Annotated in this window: 18 protein-coding genes; 16 read left to right on the forward strand and 2 right to left on the reverse strand. The window is 65.5% G+C overall.

Features of this window, described 5'->3' with window-relative positions:
- Positions 1-5: 5 nt before the first annotated feature.
- Together aspS and ACQCSW_RS10300 are read left to right on the forward strand one after the other, a co-directional pair.
- A complete protein-coding gene (gene aspS / locus ACQCSW_RS10295) occupies positions 6-1,793 on the forward strand; it encodes an aspartate--tRNA ligase (RefSeq protein ID WP_426985607.1) in 1,788 nt (595 codons plus the stop codon).
- Between the two features lie 69 nt (positions 1,794-1,862).
- Entirely contained in the window at positions 1,863-2,714 is an 852-nt protein-coding gene (locus ACQCSW_RS10300; RefSeq protein ID WP_426985609.1) for a GNAT family N-acetyltransferase, read from the forward strand.
- Here ACQCSW_RS10300 and ACQCSW_RS10305 read toward each other — a convergent pair.
- On the reverse strand, positions 2,711-3,421 hold the full coding sequence (locus tag ACQCSW_RS10305) for an acVLRF1 family peptidyl-tRNA hydrolase (protein WP_426985611.1): 711 nt from the start codon (positions 3,419-3,421) through the stop codon (positions 2,711-2,713). The two genes, ACQCSW_RS10300 and ACQCSW_RS10305, sit on opposite strands and share 4 nt — an antisense overlap.
- 61 nt (positions 3,422-3,482) lie before the next feature.
- Between ACQCSW_RS10305 and ACQCSW_RS10310 the strand changes: the two genes are divergently transcribed.
- The 14 genes from ACQCSW_RS10310 to nusB all read left to right on the forward strand — a co-directional run bounded on the left by ACQCSW_RS10310 (position 3,483) and on the right by nusB (position 17,071).
- Complete coding sequence (locus ACQCSW_RS10310) at positions 3,483-4,883, forward strand: replication-associated recombination protein A (protein WP_426985613.1); 1,401 nt, start codon at positions 3,483-3,485, stop codon at positions 4,881-4,883.
- 269 nt (positions 4,884-5,152) lie between these two features.
- Positions 5,153-5,779, forward strand: a complete 627-nt coding sequence (gene rpsD / locus ACQCSW_RS10315) for a 30S ribosomal protein S4 (protein WP_056340296.1) — start codon at positions 5,153-5,155, stop codon at positions 5,777-5,779.
- 145 nt (positions 5,780-5,924) lie between these two features.
- Positions 5,925-6,299: a DUF948 domain-containing protein gene (locus tag ACQCSW_RS10320; RefSeq protein WP_426985616.1), complete on the forward strand. Its 375-nt coding sequence runs from the start codon at positions 5,925-5,927 to the stop codon at positions 6,297-6,299.
- 17 nt (positions 6,300-6,316) lie between these two features.
- Positions 6,317-6,562 carry a hypothetical protein gene (locus ACQCSW_RS10325; protein ID WP_426985618.1) on the forward strand — a complete coding sequence of 82 codons (246 nt, stop codon included), beginning with the start codon at positions 6,317-6,319 and terminating at the stop codon, positions 6,560-6,562.
- A gap of 106 nt (positions 6,563-6,668) precedes the next feature.
- Positions 6,669-9,347 carry an alanine--tRNA ligase gene (gene alaS, locus ACQCSW_RS10330; protein WP_426985620.1) on the forward strand — a complete coding sequence of 893 codons (2,679 nt, stop codon included), beginning with the start codon at positions 6,669-6,671 and terminating at the stop codon, positions 9,345-9,347.
- 7 nt (positions 9,348-9,354) lie between these two features.
- Positions 9,355-9,966, forward strand: coding sequence for a Holliday junction resolvase RuvX (gene ruvX / locus ACQCSW_RS10335; RefSeq protein ID WP_426985622.1), 612 nt, complete (start codon positions 9,355-9,357; stop codon positions 9,964-9,966).
- Positions 9,950-11,662 carry an endolytic transglycosylase MltG gene (gene mltG / locus ACQCSW_RS10340; RefSeq protein WP_426985624.1) on the forward strand — a complete coding sequence of 571 codons (1,713 nt, stop codon included), beginning with the start codon at positions 9,950-9,952 and terminating at the stop codon, positions 11,660-11,662. Before ruvX ends, mltG begins: the two co-directional genes overlap by 17 nt.
- Positions 11,659-12,519, forward strand: a complete 861-nt coding sequence (locus ACQCSW_RS10345) for a shikimate dehydrogenase (RefSeq protein ID WP_426985626.1) — start codon at positions 11,659-11,661, stop codon at positions 12,517-12,519. The genes mltG and ACQCSW_RS10345 overlap by 4 nt, the downstream gene beginning before the upstream one ends.
- Positions 12,520-12,545: 26 nt before the next feature.
- A complete protein-coding gene (aroC, locus tag ACQCSW_RS10350) occupies positions 12,546-13,745 on the forward strand; it encodes a chorismate synthase (protein WP_426985628.1) in 1,200 nt (399 codons plus the stop codon).
- A complete protein-coding gene (locus ACQCSW_RS10355; protein ID WP_426985630.1) occupies positions 13,745-14,314 on the forward strand; it encodes a shikimate kinase in 570 nt (189 codons plus the stop codon). The genes aroC and ACQCSW_RS10355 overlap by 1 nt, the downstream gene beginning before the upstream one ends.
- A complete protein-coding gene (gene aroB / locus ACQCSW_RS10360) occupies positions 14,311-15,402 on the forward strand; it encodes a 3-dehydroquinate synthase (RefSeq protein ID WP_426985632.1) in 1,092 nt (363 codons plus the stop codon). Before ACQCSW_RS10355 ends, aroB begins: the two co-directional genes overlap by 4 nt.
- On the forward strand, positions 15,402-15,920 hold the full coding sequence (locus ACQCSW_RS10365; protein ID WP_426985634.1) for a tetratricopeptide repeat protein: 519 nt from the start codon (positions 15,402-15,404) through the stop codon (positions 15,918-15,920). Before aroB ends, ACQCSW_RS10365 begins: the two co-directional genes overlap by 1 nt.
- A gap of 177 nt (positions 15,921-16,097) precedes the next feature.
- Positions 16,098-16,661, forward strand: a complete 564-nt coding sequence (gene efp, locus ACQCSW_RS10370) for an elongation factor P (RefSeq protein WP_056340266.1) — start codon at positions 16,098-16,100, stop codon at positions 16,659-16,661.
- Positions 16,661-17,071 (forward strand): transcription antitermination factor NusB, encoded by a 411-nt coding sequence (nusB, locus tag ACQCSW_RS10375; protein WP_056340263.1) that lies wholly within the window; start codon positions 16,661-16,663, stop codon positions 17,069-17,071. The genes efp and nusB overlap by 1 nt, the downstream gene beginning before the upstream one ends.
- A 77-nt stretch (positions 17,072-17,148) precedes the next feature.
- On the opposite strand, the gene ACQCSW_RS10380 is transcribed toward nusB, so the two are convergent.
- Positions 17,149-18,411 carry a PrsW family intramembrane metalloprotease gene (locus tag ACQCSW_RS10380; protein ID WP_426985636.1) on the reverse strand — a complete coding sequence of 421 codons (1,263 nt, stop codon included), beginning with the start codon at positions 18,409-18,411 and terminating at the stop codon, positions 17,149-17,151.
- Positions 18,412-18,441: the final 30 nt, after the last annotated feature.

Below are 18,441 nucleotides of genomic sequence, written 5' to 3' on the forward strand. Positions count from 1 at the left end.
GTGCTGTGCTGCGCACACATGACCTCGGATCCCTTCGCTCCGAGCATATTGGACAAACCGTAACCCTGGCTGGCTGGGTGGGCCGCCGTCGTGATCACGGTGGTGTTGCATTCGTGGATCTGCGCGATGCGTCCGGCGTGGCCCAGGTTGTGGTCCGTGAGGAAGAGGTCTTCCATGGTCTGCGCAACGAGTACGTACTGCAGATCACCGGCACTGTCTCCAAGCGCCCCGAGGGCAACGAAAACCCGGCCCTCGCCACCGGTGCTATCGAGGTCATGGCGGACAAGGTGGTTATCCTCAACACCTCCGATCCGCTGCCGTTCCAGATCGATGAGCACGTGGAGGTCGGTGAGGAAGCCCGCCTGAAGCACCGCTACCTTGACCTGCGCCGCCCCGGCCCCGCCCGCAACCTCCGGCTGCGCTCCGAAGCCAACCGGATTGCCCGGGAACTGCTCCACCAGGACGGTTTTGTCGAGATCGAGACCCCCACGCTGACGCGTTCGACGCCGGAAGGCGCCCGCGACTTCGTAGTCCCCGCCCGCCTGGCGCCGGGTTCCTGGTACGCACTGCCGCAGTCCCCGCAGCTTTTCAAGCAGCTCCTGCAGGTGGGCGGCTTCGAGAAGTACTACCAGATCGCGCGCTGCTACCGCGACGAGGACTTCCGCGCCGACCGCCAACCCGAATTCACCCAGCTGGACATCGAAGCCAGCTTCGTGGATCAGGACGACATCATCGCCCTGGGCGAAAACATCGTCAAGGCGCTGTGGAAGCTGATCGACGTCGAGATCCCGACTCCCATCCAGCGCATCACCTACGCAGACGCGATGGCGCGCTATGGCTCGGACAAGCCCGATCTCCGTTTCGCTGTGGAGCTGACTGAGCTCACCGAATTCTTCAAGGACACCGGCTTCGGCGTCTTCAAGGCTCCGTATGTCGGCGCCGTAGTGATGCCCGGCGGTGCTTCCCAGCCGCGACGCACCCTGGACGGCTGGCAGGAATTCGCCAAGCAGCGCGGCCACAAGGGCCTGGCATACGTCCTCTTCAAGGAAGACGGCGAGCTGGCCGGCCCGGTTGCCAAGAACCTGAACGAAACCGAGCGTGCAGGCCTCGCCGACGCTGTGGGCGCCAAGCCGGGCGACTGCATCTTCTTCGCCGCAGGTGAGAAGTCAGCCGCCCGCGCACTCCTGGGTGCTGCCCGCGTGGAGATCGGCCACCGCACCGGCCTGATCGATCCCAGCGCCTGGGCCTTCTGCTGGGTGGTTGACGCCCCCATGTTCGAACCGGCTGCCGCAGCGGTGGCGTCCGGCGATGTGGCTGTTGGCGCCGGAAAGTGGACGGCCGTCCACCACGCCTTCACCTCGCCCAAGCCCGAGTTCATGGACACGTTCGACAAGGACCCGGAATCGGCCCTGTCCTACGCGTACGACATTGTTTGCAACGGCAACGAAATCGGCGGCGGCTCCATCCGTATCCACGAGCGCGACGTCCAGGAACGGGTTTTCGAATTGATGGGGCTGGACAAGGCAGACGCCCAGACCAAGTTCGGCTTCCTGCTGGAAGGCTTCAAATTCGGGGCACCTCCGCACGGCGGCATCGCGTTCGGCTGGGACCGCGTGGTGGCACTGCTGGCGGGCGTTGAGTCCATCCGCGACGTCATTGCCTTCCCGAAGACGGGCAACGGTTACGACCCCCTGACGCAGGCTCCCGCGCCGATCACGGCGCAGCAGCGCAAGGAAGCCGGCGTGGACTTCAAGCCCCAAACGAAAACGGAAGAGCCCAAAAAGTCTGAGTAATCCAAGCACCGCAGTCGAGAGGCTCCCCGGGAAACCGGGGGGCCTTTCGCATTGGAAGGGCGGTACGCCATGACAGCTCCAGCTCCAGCTCCAGCACCAGCCCTGCCCGGGCTTGAGGCGCTGATGGACGCCGCCTGGCCGGCCCCGGACCGCGAGGAATCCGACGGCTGGGTGCTTCGCGCGGCCTCCGGCGTGACCCAGCGCGCCAATTCGGTCTGGCCTCGCGAGCTGGAGTGCGACACCCACCAGCAGCACGAGGCTCTGCGTGCGGCGCGGCTCTGGTACCGCGGCCGGCGCCTGCCGCTGATTTTCCAGGTCTTCGATGAACCCCGCTCCACCGGACTAAATACCGTCCTCGACGGGGAAGGCTTCACCAGGCAGTCCGCAACGCTGGTGATGTGCCGGAGCAACGGGGCGCAGGCGGCGGACCAACCTGCGCTGACCCAACCTGCGCTGACCCAACCTGCGGTGGCTCAACCCGGCGTCGAGATCTCCATGGCCCCCAGCGATGAGTGGCTTGAACTGTGGTGGAGCGTCGATGGCCGCGGCGGCCCGGCCGAGCGCGAGACCGCACGCAGCATCCTGGCAGGCTGCCCGTCGATTTATGCCCTGGTGAGGTCCGACGACGGCGTCCCCGCCGCCGTCGGAAGGCTGGCTGTTCCTGACGGGACGGAGGAGGGCCATTGGGGCGGGCTTTACTGCATGGCCACCCGCCCGGACGCCCGGCGGCGCGGCCATGCGCTGCGGATCATGCAGGCACTCCTGCAAGAAGGCGCCGCCCGGAACCTCGCCGGCTACTGGCTGCTGGTCACCGCAGCGAACTCCGGGGCCCAGCAGCTCTACGCCAGGGCAGGATTCCTGGAATCAGGCCGTTACCTCTATCGGCAGGAACGGCCCAAACGGCACCTGACCGGCTGCTAAAGGGCCCGGAGATTCGGATTGTTGGCCGGGTAGTCCGCCGGCGCATCCGCCACCTGGATCCGGACGGCGCAGACATCCGCGGCGGCCTTCCGCAGCACCGAGCCGGTGGGATCAGGCACATCCAGGAGGTCCAGCCGCGGGACTGTGGCGTAGAGCCTCAGGGCCGGGTGGTCCATGACCAGCCCCGCAAGGGTCCGGTCCCCGCCGGGCGCCAGGTACTCGATCGGCTGGCCGCCGAAGACCGCGGCTGCGTGCGCCGCCACCTTCTCCACCAGCTCATCAGCCTGGTTGGCCCGGCGCCGTGCGAACCGCTGCTGGGACTGGCCACCGGCCGCGGTCCGGGACTGCACGTAGGGGGACCCTGCCTTGGACGCGAGCAGGATGCCTTCCCGGGCTACGGCCGCCGCATAGCCGCCGCGCCGCACTAGCACCAGGCCAGCCGTCCGTGGCTGGGCGGCGACGGAAGCCAAGCGCTCCAGCGGATCGGCGCCCCGTCCAGGCCGTCCGTCCGGCGGCCAGGGCGCCTGGAGCAGCGCCGTGGTGCCGTCGGCCGCCAGCAGCCGCACGCCGTCGTCGTCATCGCTGATCCGGAAGCCGCCGTGCGCGGCACCGAAGCGTTCCGCCCAGCCGGCCAGGCGTTCGCCGGACACAAACGCGGTCCTGACGGACCCCGGCCGGCCGGCGCCGGGGGTACTGCGTGCGCTCATGGCGGGATCCCTTGCATGGAGGGCGGAAGTGGGGCAGTGAACTAATGAGTAGCCTATCTATGTGGATGATCTCTTCGCCCAAGGGCATGGCAATGACGACGACGACAGTGACGAACCGTCGTCGTCCGGCCGTACCGCCGCGCCCCGCAGTCCCTTGGCCGTCCGGATGCGGCCACGCACGCTGGATGATGTGGTGGGCCAGCAACACCTGCTGGGGCAGGGGTCGCCGTTGCGTCAGCTGGCGGCCGGCACCGACGCCCTGGGTCCCGCCGGCCCCAGCTCGCTGATCCTCTGGGGGCCGCCCGGGACCGGAAAAACCACGCTCGCCCACGTGATCGCCAAGGGCAAGGGGCGGAAGTTCGTGGAGCTGTCCGCCATCACCGCAGGCGTCAAAGACGTTCGGCGGGTCATGGACGAAGCCCTCACAGCGCGGGATCTGTACAAGACCACCACGGTGCTTTTCCTTGACGAGATTCACCGCTTCAACAAGGCACAGCAGGATGCCCTGCTGCCCGGCGTGGAGAACCGCTGGGTGGTGCTCGTGGCGGCAACCACCGAAAACCCGTCCTTTTCGGTGGTCTCGCCGCTGCTGTCCCGTTCCCTCCTGCTCACACTGAAACCGTTGACGGAGGCGGACATTGAAGGGCTCCTGCAGCGCGCCGTCGCGGACGATCGCGGCCTGAACGGGAAAGTGGAGCTCAACGCCGAGGCCCTGGCGCACCTCGTGAGGCTCGCCGGCGGCGACGCGCGCCGTGCGCTGACGGCCCTCGAAGCCGCGGCAGGCGTGGCATTCGGCGACGCAGACGACGCCGATGCCGACGCGCGGGTCACCGTGGAGCTCAAGCACACCGAACGCGCCCTGGATGTGGCCGCCGTCCGCTACGACCGCGCCGGGGACCAGCACTACGACGTCGCCAGTGCCTTCATTAAATCAGTCCGCGGGTCCGACGTGGACGCCGCATTGCACTACCTCGCCAGGATGCTGGAGGCAGGGGAGGACCCGAGGTTCATTGCCCGGCGCATCGTGATTTCCGCAGCGGAAGACGTGGGAATGGCAGACCCCACAGCGCTGCAGACGGCGGTTGCGGCCGCCCAGGCGGTACAGCTGATCGGCATGCCCGAAGGGCGGATCGTCCTGGCCGAGGCCGTGGTGCATCTGGCCACGGCGCCGAAATCCAATGCCGCGTACATGGGAATCAACAAGGCCGTCGCGGACGTCCGTGCCGGCCTGGGCAACGGGATCCCGGCGCACCTGCGTGACGCACACTACCCGGGGTCCAAGCAGCTGGGCCACGGGCTCGGTTACAAGTACGCCCACGATGCACCCCATTCCGTGGCCAGCCAGCAGTACCCGCCGGATGACCTGGTGGGTCGGGATTACTACGAGCCCACCGCCAACGGTGCGGAACGGGACATCGCCGTGCGCCTCGAACGGCTGCGGAAGATCATCCGCGGCAACTGACCGGCGTCGGCAGTGGAGTGGCCCGGGCAGTGATGCCACCGGAGTGACGCGGGGAAGCGGCGGCCGGAGCGGAGTGAGGGAATGCACGCGAATCCTGCTAAGGTTGTTCGTTGTCTGGCAAGGCGCGGACGCAATCTCTCCATCCTTCAGTATTTTCTGCTGTTCGTTGGGGTAGCCCTGTGCCCAGTAGCAAAAGGCAGCGGTTGGCCGATGCTCTCCATCGTGGAGGCCAGTAACACTGACACACCGCAGATATTGGAAGGACACAAGTGGCTAACAACACTCGTGCTCGCCGTACAGCACGCCTCTCGCGTGCACTCGGCATTGCTCTGACCCCCAAGGCCGCCAAGTACATGGAGCGCCGCCCGTACGGCCCCGGTGAGCATGGCCGTGCCCGCAAGAAGCAGGACTCCGACTACGCCGTACGTCTGCGCGAAAAGCAGCGTCTGCGCGCCCAGTACGGCATCCGCGAAGCCCAGATGACCCGCGCCTTCGAAGAAGCCCGCCGCACCAAGGGCCTGACCGGTGAAAACCTGATCGAACTGCTCGAAATGCGTCTCGACGCCCTCGTGCTGCGTGCCGGCTTCGCCCGCACCATCGCCCAGGCCCGCCAGCTCGTTGTGCACCGCCACATCATGGTTGACGGCATCCGCGTTGACCGCCCGTCCTTCCGCGTCGGCGAAGGCCAGCTTGTTCACGTCCACACCCGCAGCGAAACCATGGTTCCGCTCCAGGTTGCAGCCGCCGGCGCACACCGCGACGTCCTGCCCCAGGTTCCGGCCTACCTGGACGTCAAGCTTGACGCCCTGCAGGCCCGCCTGGTCCGTCGCCCGAAGCGCTCCGAGGTTCCCGTAACCTGCGAAGAGCAGCTCGTCGTCGAATTCTACGCACGCTAAATCCCAGCAGCGTATCCAAAGAAGCCCGTGGCAAGCGCCACGGGCTTCTTTGTATGTAAGGTACTTGGGGGACATCTGCGGAACGCATCAAGGCAGCGTGCGCGCAGGTAACGGATCCACGTCAGTTTCAAGGAGATGAACGTCTATGTCTGGTGGCGATATTGCCGGCCTGATCGCAGCCGGAGTGTTCGCGCTGCTGGTGCTGCTGCTCGCCGTGCCCATCCTGAAGCTCGGCAGTGTGCTGGAGGAAATTAGGACCTCCATCCGCTCCCTCAGCGACGGCGCCACGCCCCTGATGGACGAAGTCACAGCGACCGTGTCCACCACCAACCAGCAGTTGAAGAAAGTGGATGGCATCGCCTCCAACATTTCAGATGCGTCGGCAAACCTCTCAGCGCTGTCATCACTCGTTGCAGCGACCGTCGGTTCCCCGCTGATCAAGGTGGCAGCCTTCAGTTACGGCGTGCGCTCCGCCCTCGCCAACCGCAAGAAGCCCGCCCCCGGCCGCCGCAGCCGCTAAGCCACCGGAGAACTGAAATGAAACGATTTGTCTGGATGGGAATCGGCGTGGCCATCGGAGTCATCGCGTTCCGCAAGGTCAGCGAAGCCCAGGCCAACCTGGGGGCGGAAGGCCTGAACCGCGCGGTGAGCCGGCTGACGGACGGCGTGTACGACTTCGCCGATGCCGTGCGTGCCGGAATGCGTGAGCGCGAGACGGACCTTCGGGCCGCACTCGGGGTCGACTCCCCGGCCGTCCCATCGCGGGATCCAGCCCGCCGCTGAACGCGCGAGAATTAAACCAGCAGCCGCCGCTTGCCGGCACTGCCGTCTGAATCAATAAGTCATGCGTGGCACAACGCGTGAACCGAGAAGGGTATGTAATCAGCTCATGAAGTCGCAGGAGATCACAAAGCGCTGGGTGGACTTTTTTGTCAGCAAAGGACACACCGCGGTTCCCTCCGCCTCGCTGGTCTCCAGCGACCCCTCCCTCCTGTTCACCGTGGCCGGCATGGTCCCGTTCATCCCTTACCTGACTGCCCGCGAAGAGGCCCCTTTCGCCCGGGCCACCAGCGTTCAGAAGTGCATCCGCACGGGTGACATCGAAGAGGTGGGCAGGACCGCCCGCCACGGCACCTTCTTCCAGATGTGCGGCAACTTCTCCTTCGGTGATTACTTCAAGGAAGACGCCATCAAGTACGCCTGGGAGCTGCTCACCAAGAGCGTGGACGACGGCGGCTACGGCCTTCCGCCGGAACTGCTGTGGGTGACGGTTTACGAAGAGGACGACGAAGCCAAGGAGCTGTGGCTGACGAACACCGGCGTTCCGTCCGAGCGCATCCAGCGTATGGGCAAGGCCGACAACTACTGGCACACCGGCCAGCCGGGCCCCGCAGGCCCCTGCTCGGAGATCTACTACGACCGGGGCCCTGCCTACGGCGTCGAGGGCGGTCCCATCGCCGACGAAAACCGTTACGTTGAAATCTGGAACCTGGTGTTCATGCAGTACCAGATCGACAACGTCCGCTCCAAGGACGACTTCGACGTCGTCGGCGAGCTGCCCAAAAAGAACATCGATACCGGCCTTGGCATGGAGCGCCTCGCGATGATCCTGCAGGGCGTCGAGAACATGTACGAGACCGATCAGGTCCGGCCTGTGATCGACAAGGCTGCTGAGCTGTCGGGCCGGGAGTACACGTCGGCCGAAACGCCTGAGGATCCGCACCACACGGACGACGTCCGCATGCGTGTTGTGGGTGACCACATCCGTTCGGCCCTCATGCTGATCGCCGACGGCGTGACACCGTCCAACGAGGGCCGCGGCTACGTCCTGCGCCGCCTGATCCGCCGCGCCGTGCGTTCCATGCGCCTGCTCGGCGTCGAAAAGGCCTGCCTGCCGGACCTGCTCCCCGCCTCACGAGATGCCATGAAGGGCGTGTACCCCATCGTGGCGACGGACTTTGACCGCATCAGCCGGATCGCCTATGCCGAAGAGCGGGCCTTCCTGCGCACCATCGCTTCAGGTACCGCCCGCCTCGAAGACGCCGTGACGGAGTCCAAGGCCGCCGGCACACCGCTGTCCGGCGCCGATGCCTTCGCCCTGCACGACACCTACGGCTTCCCGATCGACCTCACCCTGGAAATGGCCGAGGAAGCCGGACTCAAGGTCGATGAGCCGGAATTCCGCCGCCTGATGCTCGAACAACGCCAGCGTGCCCAGGCGGACGCCAAGGGCAAAAAGGGCGGCCACGCCGATCTCAGCGCCTTCCAGGAACTGCTGGCCCAGGGCGAGACTGTCTTCACCGGATACACCGAACTGGATGGTGAGTCCCGGGTCCGGGGCATCCTCAGCCGCGGACAGCACGTGGGGCACGCCGCCACCGGCGACGAGATTGAACTCGTCCTGGCGGAGACCCCGTTCTACGCTGAAGCAGGCGGCCAGTCAGCTGACACCGGCCTCATCACCGGTGACGGATTCGTCGTCGAAGTCCTGGACGTCCAACGCCCCATCAAGGGACTGAGCGTCCACAAGGCAATCGTCCGCGAAGGCGAGATCGGCTCCGACTCTTTGGTCCGCGCAGCCGTGGACCGGGAGCGGCGCCACGCCGCCGAACAGGCCCACACGGGTACGCACATTGTGCACGCCGCCCTGCACCAGATCCTCGGCCCCGAAGCCACCCAGCGCGGTTCCTACAACAAGGCCGGCTACCTGCGCTTCGACTTCGCCTGGGGCGAAGGTCTCAGCACCGCCACGCGTTCGGAAATCGAGGAAGTTTCCAACCTCGCCATCCGCAACAACTTCCGCGTGGACACCAAGATCATGGGCCTGGCAGAGGCCAAGGCGCTGGGGGCCATGGCGCTCTTCGGAGAAAACTATGGCAGCGAAGTGCGTGTTGTGGAGATCGACGGCGCGTGGTCCCGGGAACTCTGCGGCGGCACGCACGTGGCAAACACGTCCCTGATCGGCAGCTTGTCGCTGCTCGGCGAGCAGTCAGTTGGTTCCGGCAACCGCCGTGTCGAAGCGTTTGTGGGCATGGACGCCTTCCGCCACCTGGCCGCCGAACGCGCCCTCGTGACCGAACTGACCGAGATGCTCAAAGTGCCTTCCGGTCAGCTCGCCGACAGAATCGCCAGCACGCTGAACAAGCTCAAGGCGACGGAGAAGGAACTCGACCGCCTTCGCAAGGAACAGATCGCCGCGGCGGCCGGAAACCTCGTGGGCACCGCGCGGGACGCAGCTGGCATCCAAGTCATCGCGCACGACGCTGGCCAGATCGGCGGGGCCGACGACATCCGAAACCTTGCCCTTGACCTGCGCAACCGCCTCGGTTCGGGAGCATCCACCGTGGCAGTGGCCGGCGTCAGCAATGACCGGCCTATGATCCTCGTGGCCACCAACGAGGCAGCCCGGGAAGCCGGCGTGAAGGCCGGCGCCCTGGTCCGGCTCGCGGCCGGAATCCTCGGCGGCGGCGGCGGCGGCAAGGACGACGTCGCCCAGGGCGGCGGTACGGACGCCGCCAAGGTCGCACCGGCGCTGGCCGCTGTGGTGGACGCCATCTCCCGGCGCTAGGGAACCCGTGACAGAATCCGCTGGCGCCGCCGTCTATCCCCAGGGCATCAAACTGGGGGTTGACGTCGGCACCGTTCGCGTGGGTGTCGCCATCTGCGACCGGGACGAAATCCTGGCCACTCCATACAAGACCCTGGACCGCAACGTCAAGAAGAATTCCGACGTGCGCGTCATCGCGTCCCTCGCTGGGGAACTCGGCGCCGTCCAGGTCTTCGTGGGGCTGCCACGCACCATGAAGGGCGAGGAGCACGCCTCTGCCAGGATGGCCACCGACTACGCCGAACTGCTGGTTGCGGAGTTCGCTGCCCGGGGAATGGATGTTCCGGTCAATATGGTGGACGAGCGCCTGAGCAGTGTTACGGCGCACCGTAACCTGCGCGAAGCTGGCATGAGCAGCCGGAACCACCGTAAAGTGGTGGATCAGGTCGCGGCGGCAGGCATCCTCCAGCACGCCATCGACATGCAAAAAGCCAGGGGAACGGACGTTGGCAGCCGCGTGACTGCGCCGCCCCGTACGCGGCCATCCGGAGCAGGTTCGGCAGTTCAGCCCGACCATGCGGCCCCGGAAGGCATGACTCGATCTCAGAACACGGAAGGCTACAGTGAGCCCGTCCAATAACGACGACGCCTCAGGCGCCACGAGCAACGATGGCGCCAGGCCGCTGACCCGAAAAGAGCTCCGCGCCCTGGAGAAGCACACGGGAAGCAGCGATGTGGTTCCCGAGCAGGCCTACGAAACGGGGCAGGATGCACCTGCCACGGCTCCTGTTCCCGAAGTTGCACCCGCTCCGGCGCTTGCGCCTGAACCGGATCAGGCGCCCGAACCGGATCCTGAGCCGCAGCCGGTCATTCCCACAGCCCCGGATACCCTGCCTTCCATCCAGGACGCCGGTCCCGCCGCAGACCACCATCCGGATGAGACCCAGGTGCACGAATACCACCCCGCTGACGAGCACTTTTATGAAGCGCACGACGCCGGGAACCACTATCCGGGCGAAGCGGTCCATGAAGCCGGGAACCACTATCCGGGCGAAGCGGTCCATGGAGCCGGGAACCACTATCCGGGCGAAGCGGTCCATGAAGCCGGGAACCACTATCCGGGCGAAGCGGTCCATGAAGCCGGGAACCACTATCCGGACGAAGCACACCACGATGCAGGGCACCATGACCACCATCCCGATGATGAGCACCCGGACCCGGACCCGGACCCTGGCCTGTTCGCCGGGGCGGCCGGGGTTTCCGTAGTGGCGAAACCCTCAAAAAAGGTGCGGCGCCGGCGCCGCCTCCTGGCCCTTTTCCTGACTCTTGTGGTCTTCGTGGCTGCCATTGCGGTGGGTGCGCAGTTCCTCAAGCCCCTGCTTGGAAACGACAAACCGGCCGACTACGCCGGTCCCGGCACGGGTGAAGTCATGGTTTCGGTCCAGCCCGGTGAAGGTACGCGCTCCGTGGCCACCAAACTGGAAAGCGGGAAAGTCGTGGCCAACGCTGACACTTTCCTGCATGCATTTTCTTCTTCCGGCGGAACGCTGTCGCCGGGGGATTACACGTTCAAGATGGAGATGAAGAACTCCGACGCCGTCAGCGTCCTGCTCGGCACCGATAAGAGCAAGGTCATCTACTTCGCCTTGAGCGCCGGTCTCAGGATCGGCGAGTCGCTGCAGGCCATCTCCGAGGGCTCCGGTGTGTCGCTGCAGCAACTGAAGGAAATCAGCAACGCTCCCGCTCAGTCTGGCCTTCCGGCAAACGCCAAAAACCTGGAGGGCTTCCTGGCTCCGGGGGAGTACCGCTTCCCGCTCGGTACACCGGCCAAGGACATCCTCCAGTCGCTGGTCAAGGGAACCACTGACGAACTTGTGGCACAGGGCATCACCGATCCGGCGAAGCAGTATGAAGCTGTGATCGTGGCGAGCATTGTGCAGGCCGAAGGCGGACAGGCTGAGTACGGCGACGTTGCCGGAGCCATCTACAACCGCCTCAAGCCGAATGACCAGACCTACGGATACCTGCAGGTGGATTCGGCTGTGACGTACGGACTGGGCACCAAGAGCTTCAACTTCACCGATGAAGAGCGCCAGGACAAGTCCAACCTTTACAACACCTACGCCAACCCAGGCCTGCCGCCGGGCCCCATCGGCTCTCCGGGCAAGACCGCCATCGATGCGGCGGCGAAGCCGAAAACGAACGACTACCTGTACTGGGTAACCATCAACCTGGACACGAAGGAGACAAAGTTCTCCAAGACGCTCGACGAGCACAACATCTACGTCAACCAGTACAACGCCTGGTGCCAGGCCAACGAGGGCCGCTGCTCATGAGTCTCCGGGCCGCCGTCCTGGGCCATCCGATCAGCCACTCCAAGTCCCCGGCCCTGCACTTGGCGGCCTACGGCAAACTCGGGCTGGATATTGGCTACACGGCCCTTGACCTGACCGAGCAGGCACTGCCCGCCTTTATGGAACAGGTCAGGACGCAGCAGGGCTGGCGTGGACTCTCAGTCACCATGCCCCTGAAATCTGGCATGTTTGCCGAAGTGGACGAAGTCCGCGGCGTGGCACGGACACTGGGCGTGGTCAACACAGTCGTCTTCGAGGAAGACGTCGGCTCCGTCAGGCGCATCGGCTACAACACCGACGTCGCCGGCATCGTCAACGCTGTCCGTAACGCCGGAGTGGCGGCCAGCCCCGCCGCCGTCGTCCTGGGCGGAGGCGGAACAGCTGCTGCCGCTGTGGCCGCGCTGAAGGATCTGGGCACGCAGCACGCACAGGTGTTCGTCCGGAATCCATCCCGGGCCGACGAAGCGCGCGCCGCCGCGGCCGGCGTTGGCCTTTCCATCGTCGTCCGGCCGCTGACCGAAGCCGCCGTTCCCACGGCAAGTGCCGACGTCGTGATTTCCACGCTACCGCCGCGCGCAGCGGACGGCCTGGCGGCGGAGATCGCTGCGTTGGGAACCGGAACGCCCGGTGTCCTCCTGGATGTGGCCTACGATCCCTGGCCGAGCCGGATCGCGTCGGTGTGGCAGTCCGGCGGCGGCGCCGTGGTGCCCGGACTCGAGATGTTGTTGTACCAGGCAGTGGAACAGGTACGCCTGTTCACCGGCCGCGGTGATGACGTTAATGCAGCTGTCATAGATGTGATGTGTGACGCAGTCGGCCTTCCCCGACGGGCGTTCTGACCGCCATACGTGGGAGGATGGAAATTATGTTGCGTTGGTTGACTGCCGGTGAATCCCATGGTCCGGCCCTGATGGGAATTATTGAAGGCGTCCCCGCCGGTGTTGAACTCACCAGCGGGCAGATCGCCGATTCATTGGCTCGCCGCCGCCTTGGCTATGGCCGGGGCGCGCGTATGAAGTTCGAGCAGGACGTCGTCACCATTCTCGGTGGCGTCCGCCATGGCCTGACCCAGGGCGGTCCGGTGGCCGTCCAGGTCGCCAACACCGAATGGCCCAAGTGGGAGCAGATCATGGCTGCCGATCCGGTGGATCCGGAAATCCTGGCCGACCAGGCCCGCAACGCGCCCCTGACCCGGCCCCGACCGGGACACGCAGATTTCACCGGGATGCAGAAGTACGGATTCTCCGAAGCCCGACCCGTCCTGGAACGTGCCAGCGCCCGGGAGACTGCCACCCGGGTTGCCATGGGCACCGTCGCGTCACAGTTCCTCAAGGCGCTCGGCATCGAATTGGTCAGCCATACAGTGTCCATTGCCAGCGTGACGGTGCCCGAGGGCCGTCCGCTGCCCGTTCCGGCCAACGTGATGGCGCTCGACGCCGATCCGTTGCGCTGCTTTGACCGCGAGACGTCCGATGCCATGGTGGCCGAGGTTGACGCCGCACACAAAGAAGGCGAAACCCTCGGCGGTGTGGTGGAGGTCCTCGCGTACGGGCTGCCGCCCGGACTGGGAAGCTACGTCCACTGGGACCGCAGGCTCGACTCCCGGCTCGCCGCCGCCCTGATGGGCATCCAGGCCATCAAGGGCGTCGAAGTCGGCGACGGGTTCCGGACCGCCGCACGCCGCGGTTCGGCTGCCCACGACGAAATCGTCAAGGACGCGGACGGCAAAATTATCCGGACCAGCAACCGGGCCGGCGGCATCGAGGGCGGCATGAGCATTGGCGACGTCCTGCGCGTGCGTGCGGCCATGAAGCCCATCGCCACTGTGCCCCGCGCCCTGCGCACGGTTGACGTCAGCACAGGGGAGCCTGCGAAGGCACACCACCAGCGCTCGGACGTCTGTGCAGTGCCGGCTGCCGGCGTGGTGGCCGAGGCTATGGTCGCGCTGGTTCTGGCCGAAGCCGTCACCGAAAAGTTCGGCGGTGACTCCGTGGCGGAGACCGCCCGCAACATCAAGGGTTACCTGGACAGCATTCCGGCATCCCTGGACTCGATCGGCCACTAGTGCCCGGGAGCCGTAAGGCCGGTGTGCTTGGCAACCGGCCCATTGTCCTCATCGGACCCATGGCGGTGGGAAAGTCCGCCATCGGCCACGAGCTCGCCAAGCTGCTGGACGTGCCGTTCGTCGACACGGACAATCTGATCGTGGACGCGCACGGCAGTATCGCTTCCATCTTTGCCGGCCGCGGCGAGCACGCGTTCCGGGAGATCGAGGCCCGGACCGTAGCCAGTGCGGTGGAGCATGCAGAAGGCTCGGCCTGCGTGATTTCCTTGGGTGGCGGTGCCGTGCTGGATTCCGGAACGCAACAGCTCCTGGGCCGCTGCACGGTGGTCTACCTCGAATGTGATGAGGAAACCGTGGCCGTTCGCATCGCCCGGAACTCGGGCCGGCCGCTGCTCGCCGGCGATGCCATGGCCCGGTGGACCGCACTTTTTATGACCAGGAAACCCGTTTACGAACGGCTGGCCGACCTAGTGGTGGATGTCCGCCATGGCTCGGTCAGCGAGCTGGGACACCGGCTCGAAGTTGCGCTGCGTGACTACGCGGCCGCCAAACAGGAAGTTGAAAATTGAGCGTCGATTCAACAGTCATCAAGGTCACCGGCGAATCCGCAGGGCAGAACTACGACGTCGTAGTTGGCCGCGGTCTGCTGGGGAACCTTCCCTCGTTGCTGGGGGAGCGGGTCCGGCGTGTGCTGGTCATCCATCCCCGTGCGCTGCGGCTCACCGGTGACACCGTCCGCGATGAGCTCGCTGCCGCGGGTTTCACCTCGCTGACAGCGGAAATCCCGGACGCCGAAGAAGGCAAACACATCCAGGTCGCCGCGTTCTGTTGGCAGGTCCTGGGCCAGAACGACTTCACGCGCTCCGACGCCATCGTGGCAGTGGGCGGCGGGGCCGTCACCGACCTGGCCGGTTTTGTGGCGGCTACCTGGCTCCGCGGCGTGAAGGTCATCCACATGCCCACCAGCCTGCTGGGCATGGTGGATGCTTCCGTGGGCGGAAAGACCGGCATCAATACGGCTGAGGGCAAGAACCTGGTGGGCTCCTTCCACCCGCCGGCCGGAGTGCTGGTGGACCTGGACACCCTGAACACGTTGCCCAGGAACGAAATCATTTCCGGCATGGCTGAAGTCATCAAGTGCGGCTTCATCGCAGATCCGGCCATCCTTGACCTGGTGGAAAAGGACCCGGCTGCGGCCACCGACCCCGGATCGGACGCCCTGCGCGAACTCATTGAACGCGCCATCGCGGTCAAAGCAAAAGTGGTCTCGGAAGACCTCAAGGAATCCGGGCTGCGCGAAATCCTGAACTACGGCCACACCTTGGCCCACGCCATTGAACTGGTGGAGCGGTACTCCTGGCGGCACGGCGCGGCAGTATCCGTGGGCATGATGTTCGCCGCTGAACTTGCCCGCAGCGTAGGACGGCTCAGCGACGCCGACGCCGACCGCCACCGCAGCATCCTGGAAACACTGGGACTTCCGGTCACGTACCGGCGGGACCGCTGGCAGGGGCTGCTGGACGGCATGCGGCGCGACAAGAAATCACGCGGGGACCTCCTGCGCTTTGTGGTTCTGGACGGCATCGCAAAGCCGGGCATCCTGGATGTCCCGGACACGTCGCTGCTCTTCGCCGCCTACCAGGAAATCGCCTCCTGATGCAGGGCGACGCGGCGGGCACCAGTGACTGGCCCGAGGCTGGCTTCCCCGGAATTCGCATCAACCCGGTCTCCCTGCTGCCGGAGATCGTCAACGAGGATGCCTGCCGCGCGGCCCTGGCGGCGTCCACGGACCCGTCGGACCAGATCTTCGTCCTGATCGTGGAGGGGCATGCTGCGGAGGCGGCCGAACTGCTCGCGGAGGCCCGCTTCAAGGACCCTGAGTCCTTCCGCCTCCGCACGTTTGAGGCCGAGGTGCTGCGTGTCTCACACCGCACGGACCGCGCCCTTGAACTGTTCCGGCAGTTGCTCTCGGAGTTCCAGGGCACTGACCGTGAAGCCTTGGTCCTGCAATACCTGGGCAAGACCCAGTACGCCGCCGGACACACGTCCGCCGCGGTGGAAGCCTTTGCCCGTGCCCTGGACCTTCGTGTTGCGCAATCGGCCGATGCCGCGCTGATCTACTCGTCCACCATGGCGCTTCAGCGGGCCCGCGACGTCCTGGATCTCGCCTGCTGACACGCCTGTCAGGTTCTGGGGTGGGTGGCCGGGAGGCCCGGACACAAGCCGCCCTGGTTTTACCGGTAGAATAGTTCTTGGATTTTTGATAAACACGCGCTGGCGGGCCGTTCGGCATGCCTGGCCGGCATAGAACGTCTGACAACTGACCAGACAGATAGAAACCAGAGGATACCAGTGGCAACCACTAACGACATCAAGAACGGAACGGTCCTTAAGCTCGAGGGCCAGCTCTGGAACATCATTGAATTCCAGCACGTCAAGCCCGGCAAAGGTGGCGCGTTTGTGCGGACCAAGATGCGGAACGTGATGTCTGGCAAAGTTGTAGACAAGACGTTCAACGCCGGCCTTAAGATCGAGACCGCCACGGTTGACCGCCGCGACTACCAGTACCTGTACCAGGACGGTGCCGACTTCGTGTTTATGGACACCTCGGACTTCGACCAGCTCACCGTCTCCGGCGCCACTGTTGGTGACGCCACCAACTTCATGCTGGAGAACCAGATGGTGAACATCGCCATCCACGAAGGCAACCCACTGTACATCGAACTTCCGCCCAGCGTTGTCCTGGAGATTACCTACACTGAGCCGGGCCTGCAGGGCGACCGCTCCTCGGCCGGCACCAAGCCCGCAACCCTGGAAACCGGCTACGAGATCCAGGTTCCGTTGTTCGTCGAGAACAACACCAAGGTCAAGGTCGATACTCGCGACGGCAGCTACCTCGGCCGGGTCAGCGAGTAGTGAGCGCACGCGGTAAGGCCCGTAACAGGGCACTGGATGTCCTCTTCGAAGCTGAGCAGCGTTCGGTTTCCGCTTTTGACGTACTCAGGTCCCGGCGCGAACTGACCGACCAGATCGTGAACCCGTACACCTTGGAAATCGTGGAGGGCGTCGTCTCACAGCAGACGGCCATCGACGAGTTCCTCGAGACCTATTCCCAGGGCTGGACCCTGGAACGTATGCCTTCGGTGGACCGGATCATCCTGCGGATCGGCACGTGGGAACTGCTGTACAACGACGACGTTCCCGACGGTGTCGCGGTCAGTGAGGCGGTGGCACTGTCCAAGACGCTCTCAACGGATGAATCGCCGTCGTTCATTAACGGCCTCCTGGGCCGGTTGCAGCAGCTGAAGCCCTCGCTGCTCGCCTGAGCAGCACTTCTCTGAACAGCACTTCGTGACGGAAGGGACCGGCACCACCCATACGGGTGGTGCCGGTCCCGTCTGCGTCAGCCCGCGACGGCGGCGCGCAGCGACAGAATCCGCTGCAGTTGCTGATGTTCCTCCATCTGGTGAAGCCGGACGTCGCGGCCGCTGAGGATGCGCTGCCTGATGAAGGCGAGCTGGGTGGCAGAGTGCAGGAACGACTTCATCTGCGGGCGGCGGTTATAGCCGGCTGCCCACTGCAGCGCGGTCCGCCGGCCGCGCGGAGTGGCCAACAGTTCAACCTCGGCGGGGCTGAACCAGCCAGCCGCGGAATATTCCATCAGCCGTTGGCGGGTGAGCCGGTTTTCAGCGACGCGGAGCAGGATGATCCCTACAACGGCCAGCACAAAAATGGGCACCTGGACCAGGATGTACTCCGCCAGGAACCCCGCGCCCATGCTGTTCCACCGGTTATGCAGCAGCATCGCCGGGATCAGTCCTATGACAAAGGCCAGCACCGAGGCCCCGGCGTGCCAGCGGCGGGCAGCGAAACCCATGATGAGTCCGGTGGTTCCCGTGAAGATGGCGTGGGCGAACGGGGACATCACCCCGCGGAGGAGGAAGATCTGGGCCAGATCCGTTCCCGGGTTGGCGGATTCGGCGATGGCCCGTCCAAAGTAGAGGATGTTTTCGGTGAACGCGAAGCCGCCGGCGATGGTGAAGGCGAACACCACACCGTCCACCGGCCCGTCGAAGTGTTTGCGCGCCAGCAGCAGGATCAGCAGCAGGCCCAGGGACTTTGCGAACTCCTCCACCACGGGCGCCTGGACGGTAGCCATAAACGTCTGGAAGTCAGCCACGTCGCTGAACTGGAAAGTCAGGGCAAAGAACGGCTGGATGAGCAGCGTGACGGCGATGGAAACCGCCGCGCCCCAAGTGAACGCGAAGAACAGGAGCCGCTTGGGTTCCGGTTCCCACCGGTCGATCAGGTAGACAGCAAGGAGCACCGCGGACAGCGGGATCAGTGACAACACAAAGCCCACCAGGAACCCGCCCACGCCGGTGTTGGCCAGCAGGAACGGCACCACCAGGAACAGGCTCAGGAAGACAAGGGCGGCGCCGCCTACCGTGAGTGCCAGGAGGCCTACGGGCCGCCTGCCTGCCAGGGTTGCAGGAGAAGGTCCCAGACGCGGCAGCTGAGCTGCGTTGGTTCCGGGCGCGGGGCGATAGTACTCCGGTTCAATCCGGCCCATCCAGCTGGGGTTGGCCTGCGTGGGGAAGGGATCCGGTGGGCCGGCCGGCCCACCGGCCTGGCCGGAACCCGGCTGATGAGGATGCATGGACATACTGGAAGCCTATGATGCCCCCGCCAGTGT

Source organism: Pseudarthrobacter sp. Y6 (assembly GCF_050156205.1).
Taxonomy (GTDB): domain Bacteria; phylum Actinomycetota; class Actinomycetes; order Actinomycetales; family Micrococcaceae; genus Arthrobacter.

Bases quoted from the DNA above. Each gene is read 5' to 3' on its own strand.
- ACQCSW_RS10300 (WP_426985609.1), top strand. From the start codon at position 1,863: ATGACAGCTCCAGCTCCAGCTCCAGCACCAGCCCTGCCCGGGCTTGAG.
- ACQCSW_RS10305 (WP_426985611.1), bottom strand. From the start codon at position 3,421: ATGAGCGCACGCAGTACCCCCGGCGCCGGCCGGCCGGGGTCCGTCAGG.
- ACQCSW_RS10320 (WP_426985616.1), top strand. From the start codon at position 5,925: ATGTCTGGTGGCGATATTGCCGGCCTGATCGCAGCCGGAGTGTTCGCG.
- ACQCSW_RS10325 (WP_426985618.1), top strand. From the start codon at position 6,317: ATGAAACGATTTGTCTGGATGGGAATCGGCGTGGCCATCGGAGTCATC.
- alaS (WP_426985620.1), top strand. From the start codon at position 6,669: ATGAAGTCGCAGGAGATCACAAAGCGCTGGGTGGACTTTTTTGTCAGC.
- ACQCSW_RS10345 (WP_426985626.1), top strand. From the start codon at position 11,659: ATGAGTCTCCGGGCCGCCGTCCTGGGCCATCCGATCAGCCACTCCAAG.
- aroC (WP_426985628.1), top strand. From the start codon at position 12,546: ATGTTGCGTTGGTTGACTGCCGGTGAATCCCATGGTCCGGCCCTGATG.
- ACQCSW_RS10365 (WP_426985634.1), top strand. From the start codon at position 15,402: ATGCAGGGCGACGCGGCGGGCACCAGTGACTGGCCCGAGGCTGGCTTC.
- ACQCSW_RS10380 (WP_426985636.1), bottom strand. From the start codon at position 18,411: ATGTCCATGCATCCTCATCAGCCGGGTTCCGGCCAGGCCGGTGGGCCG.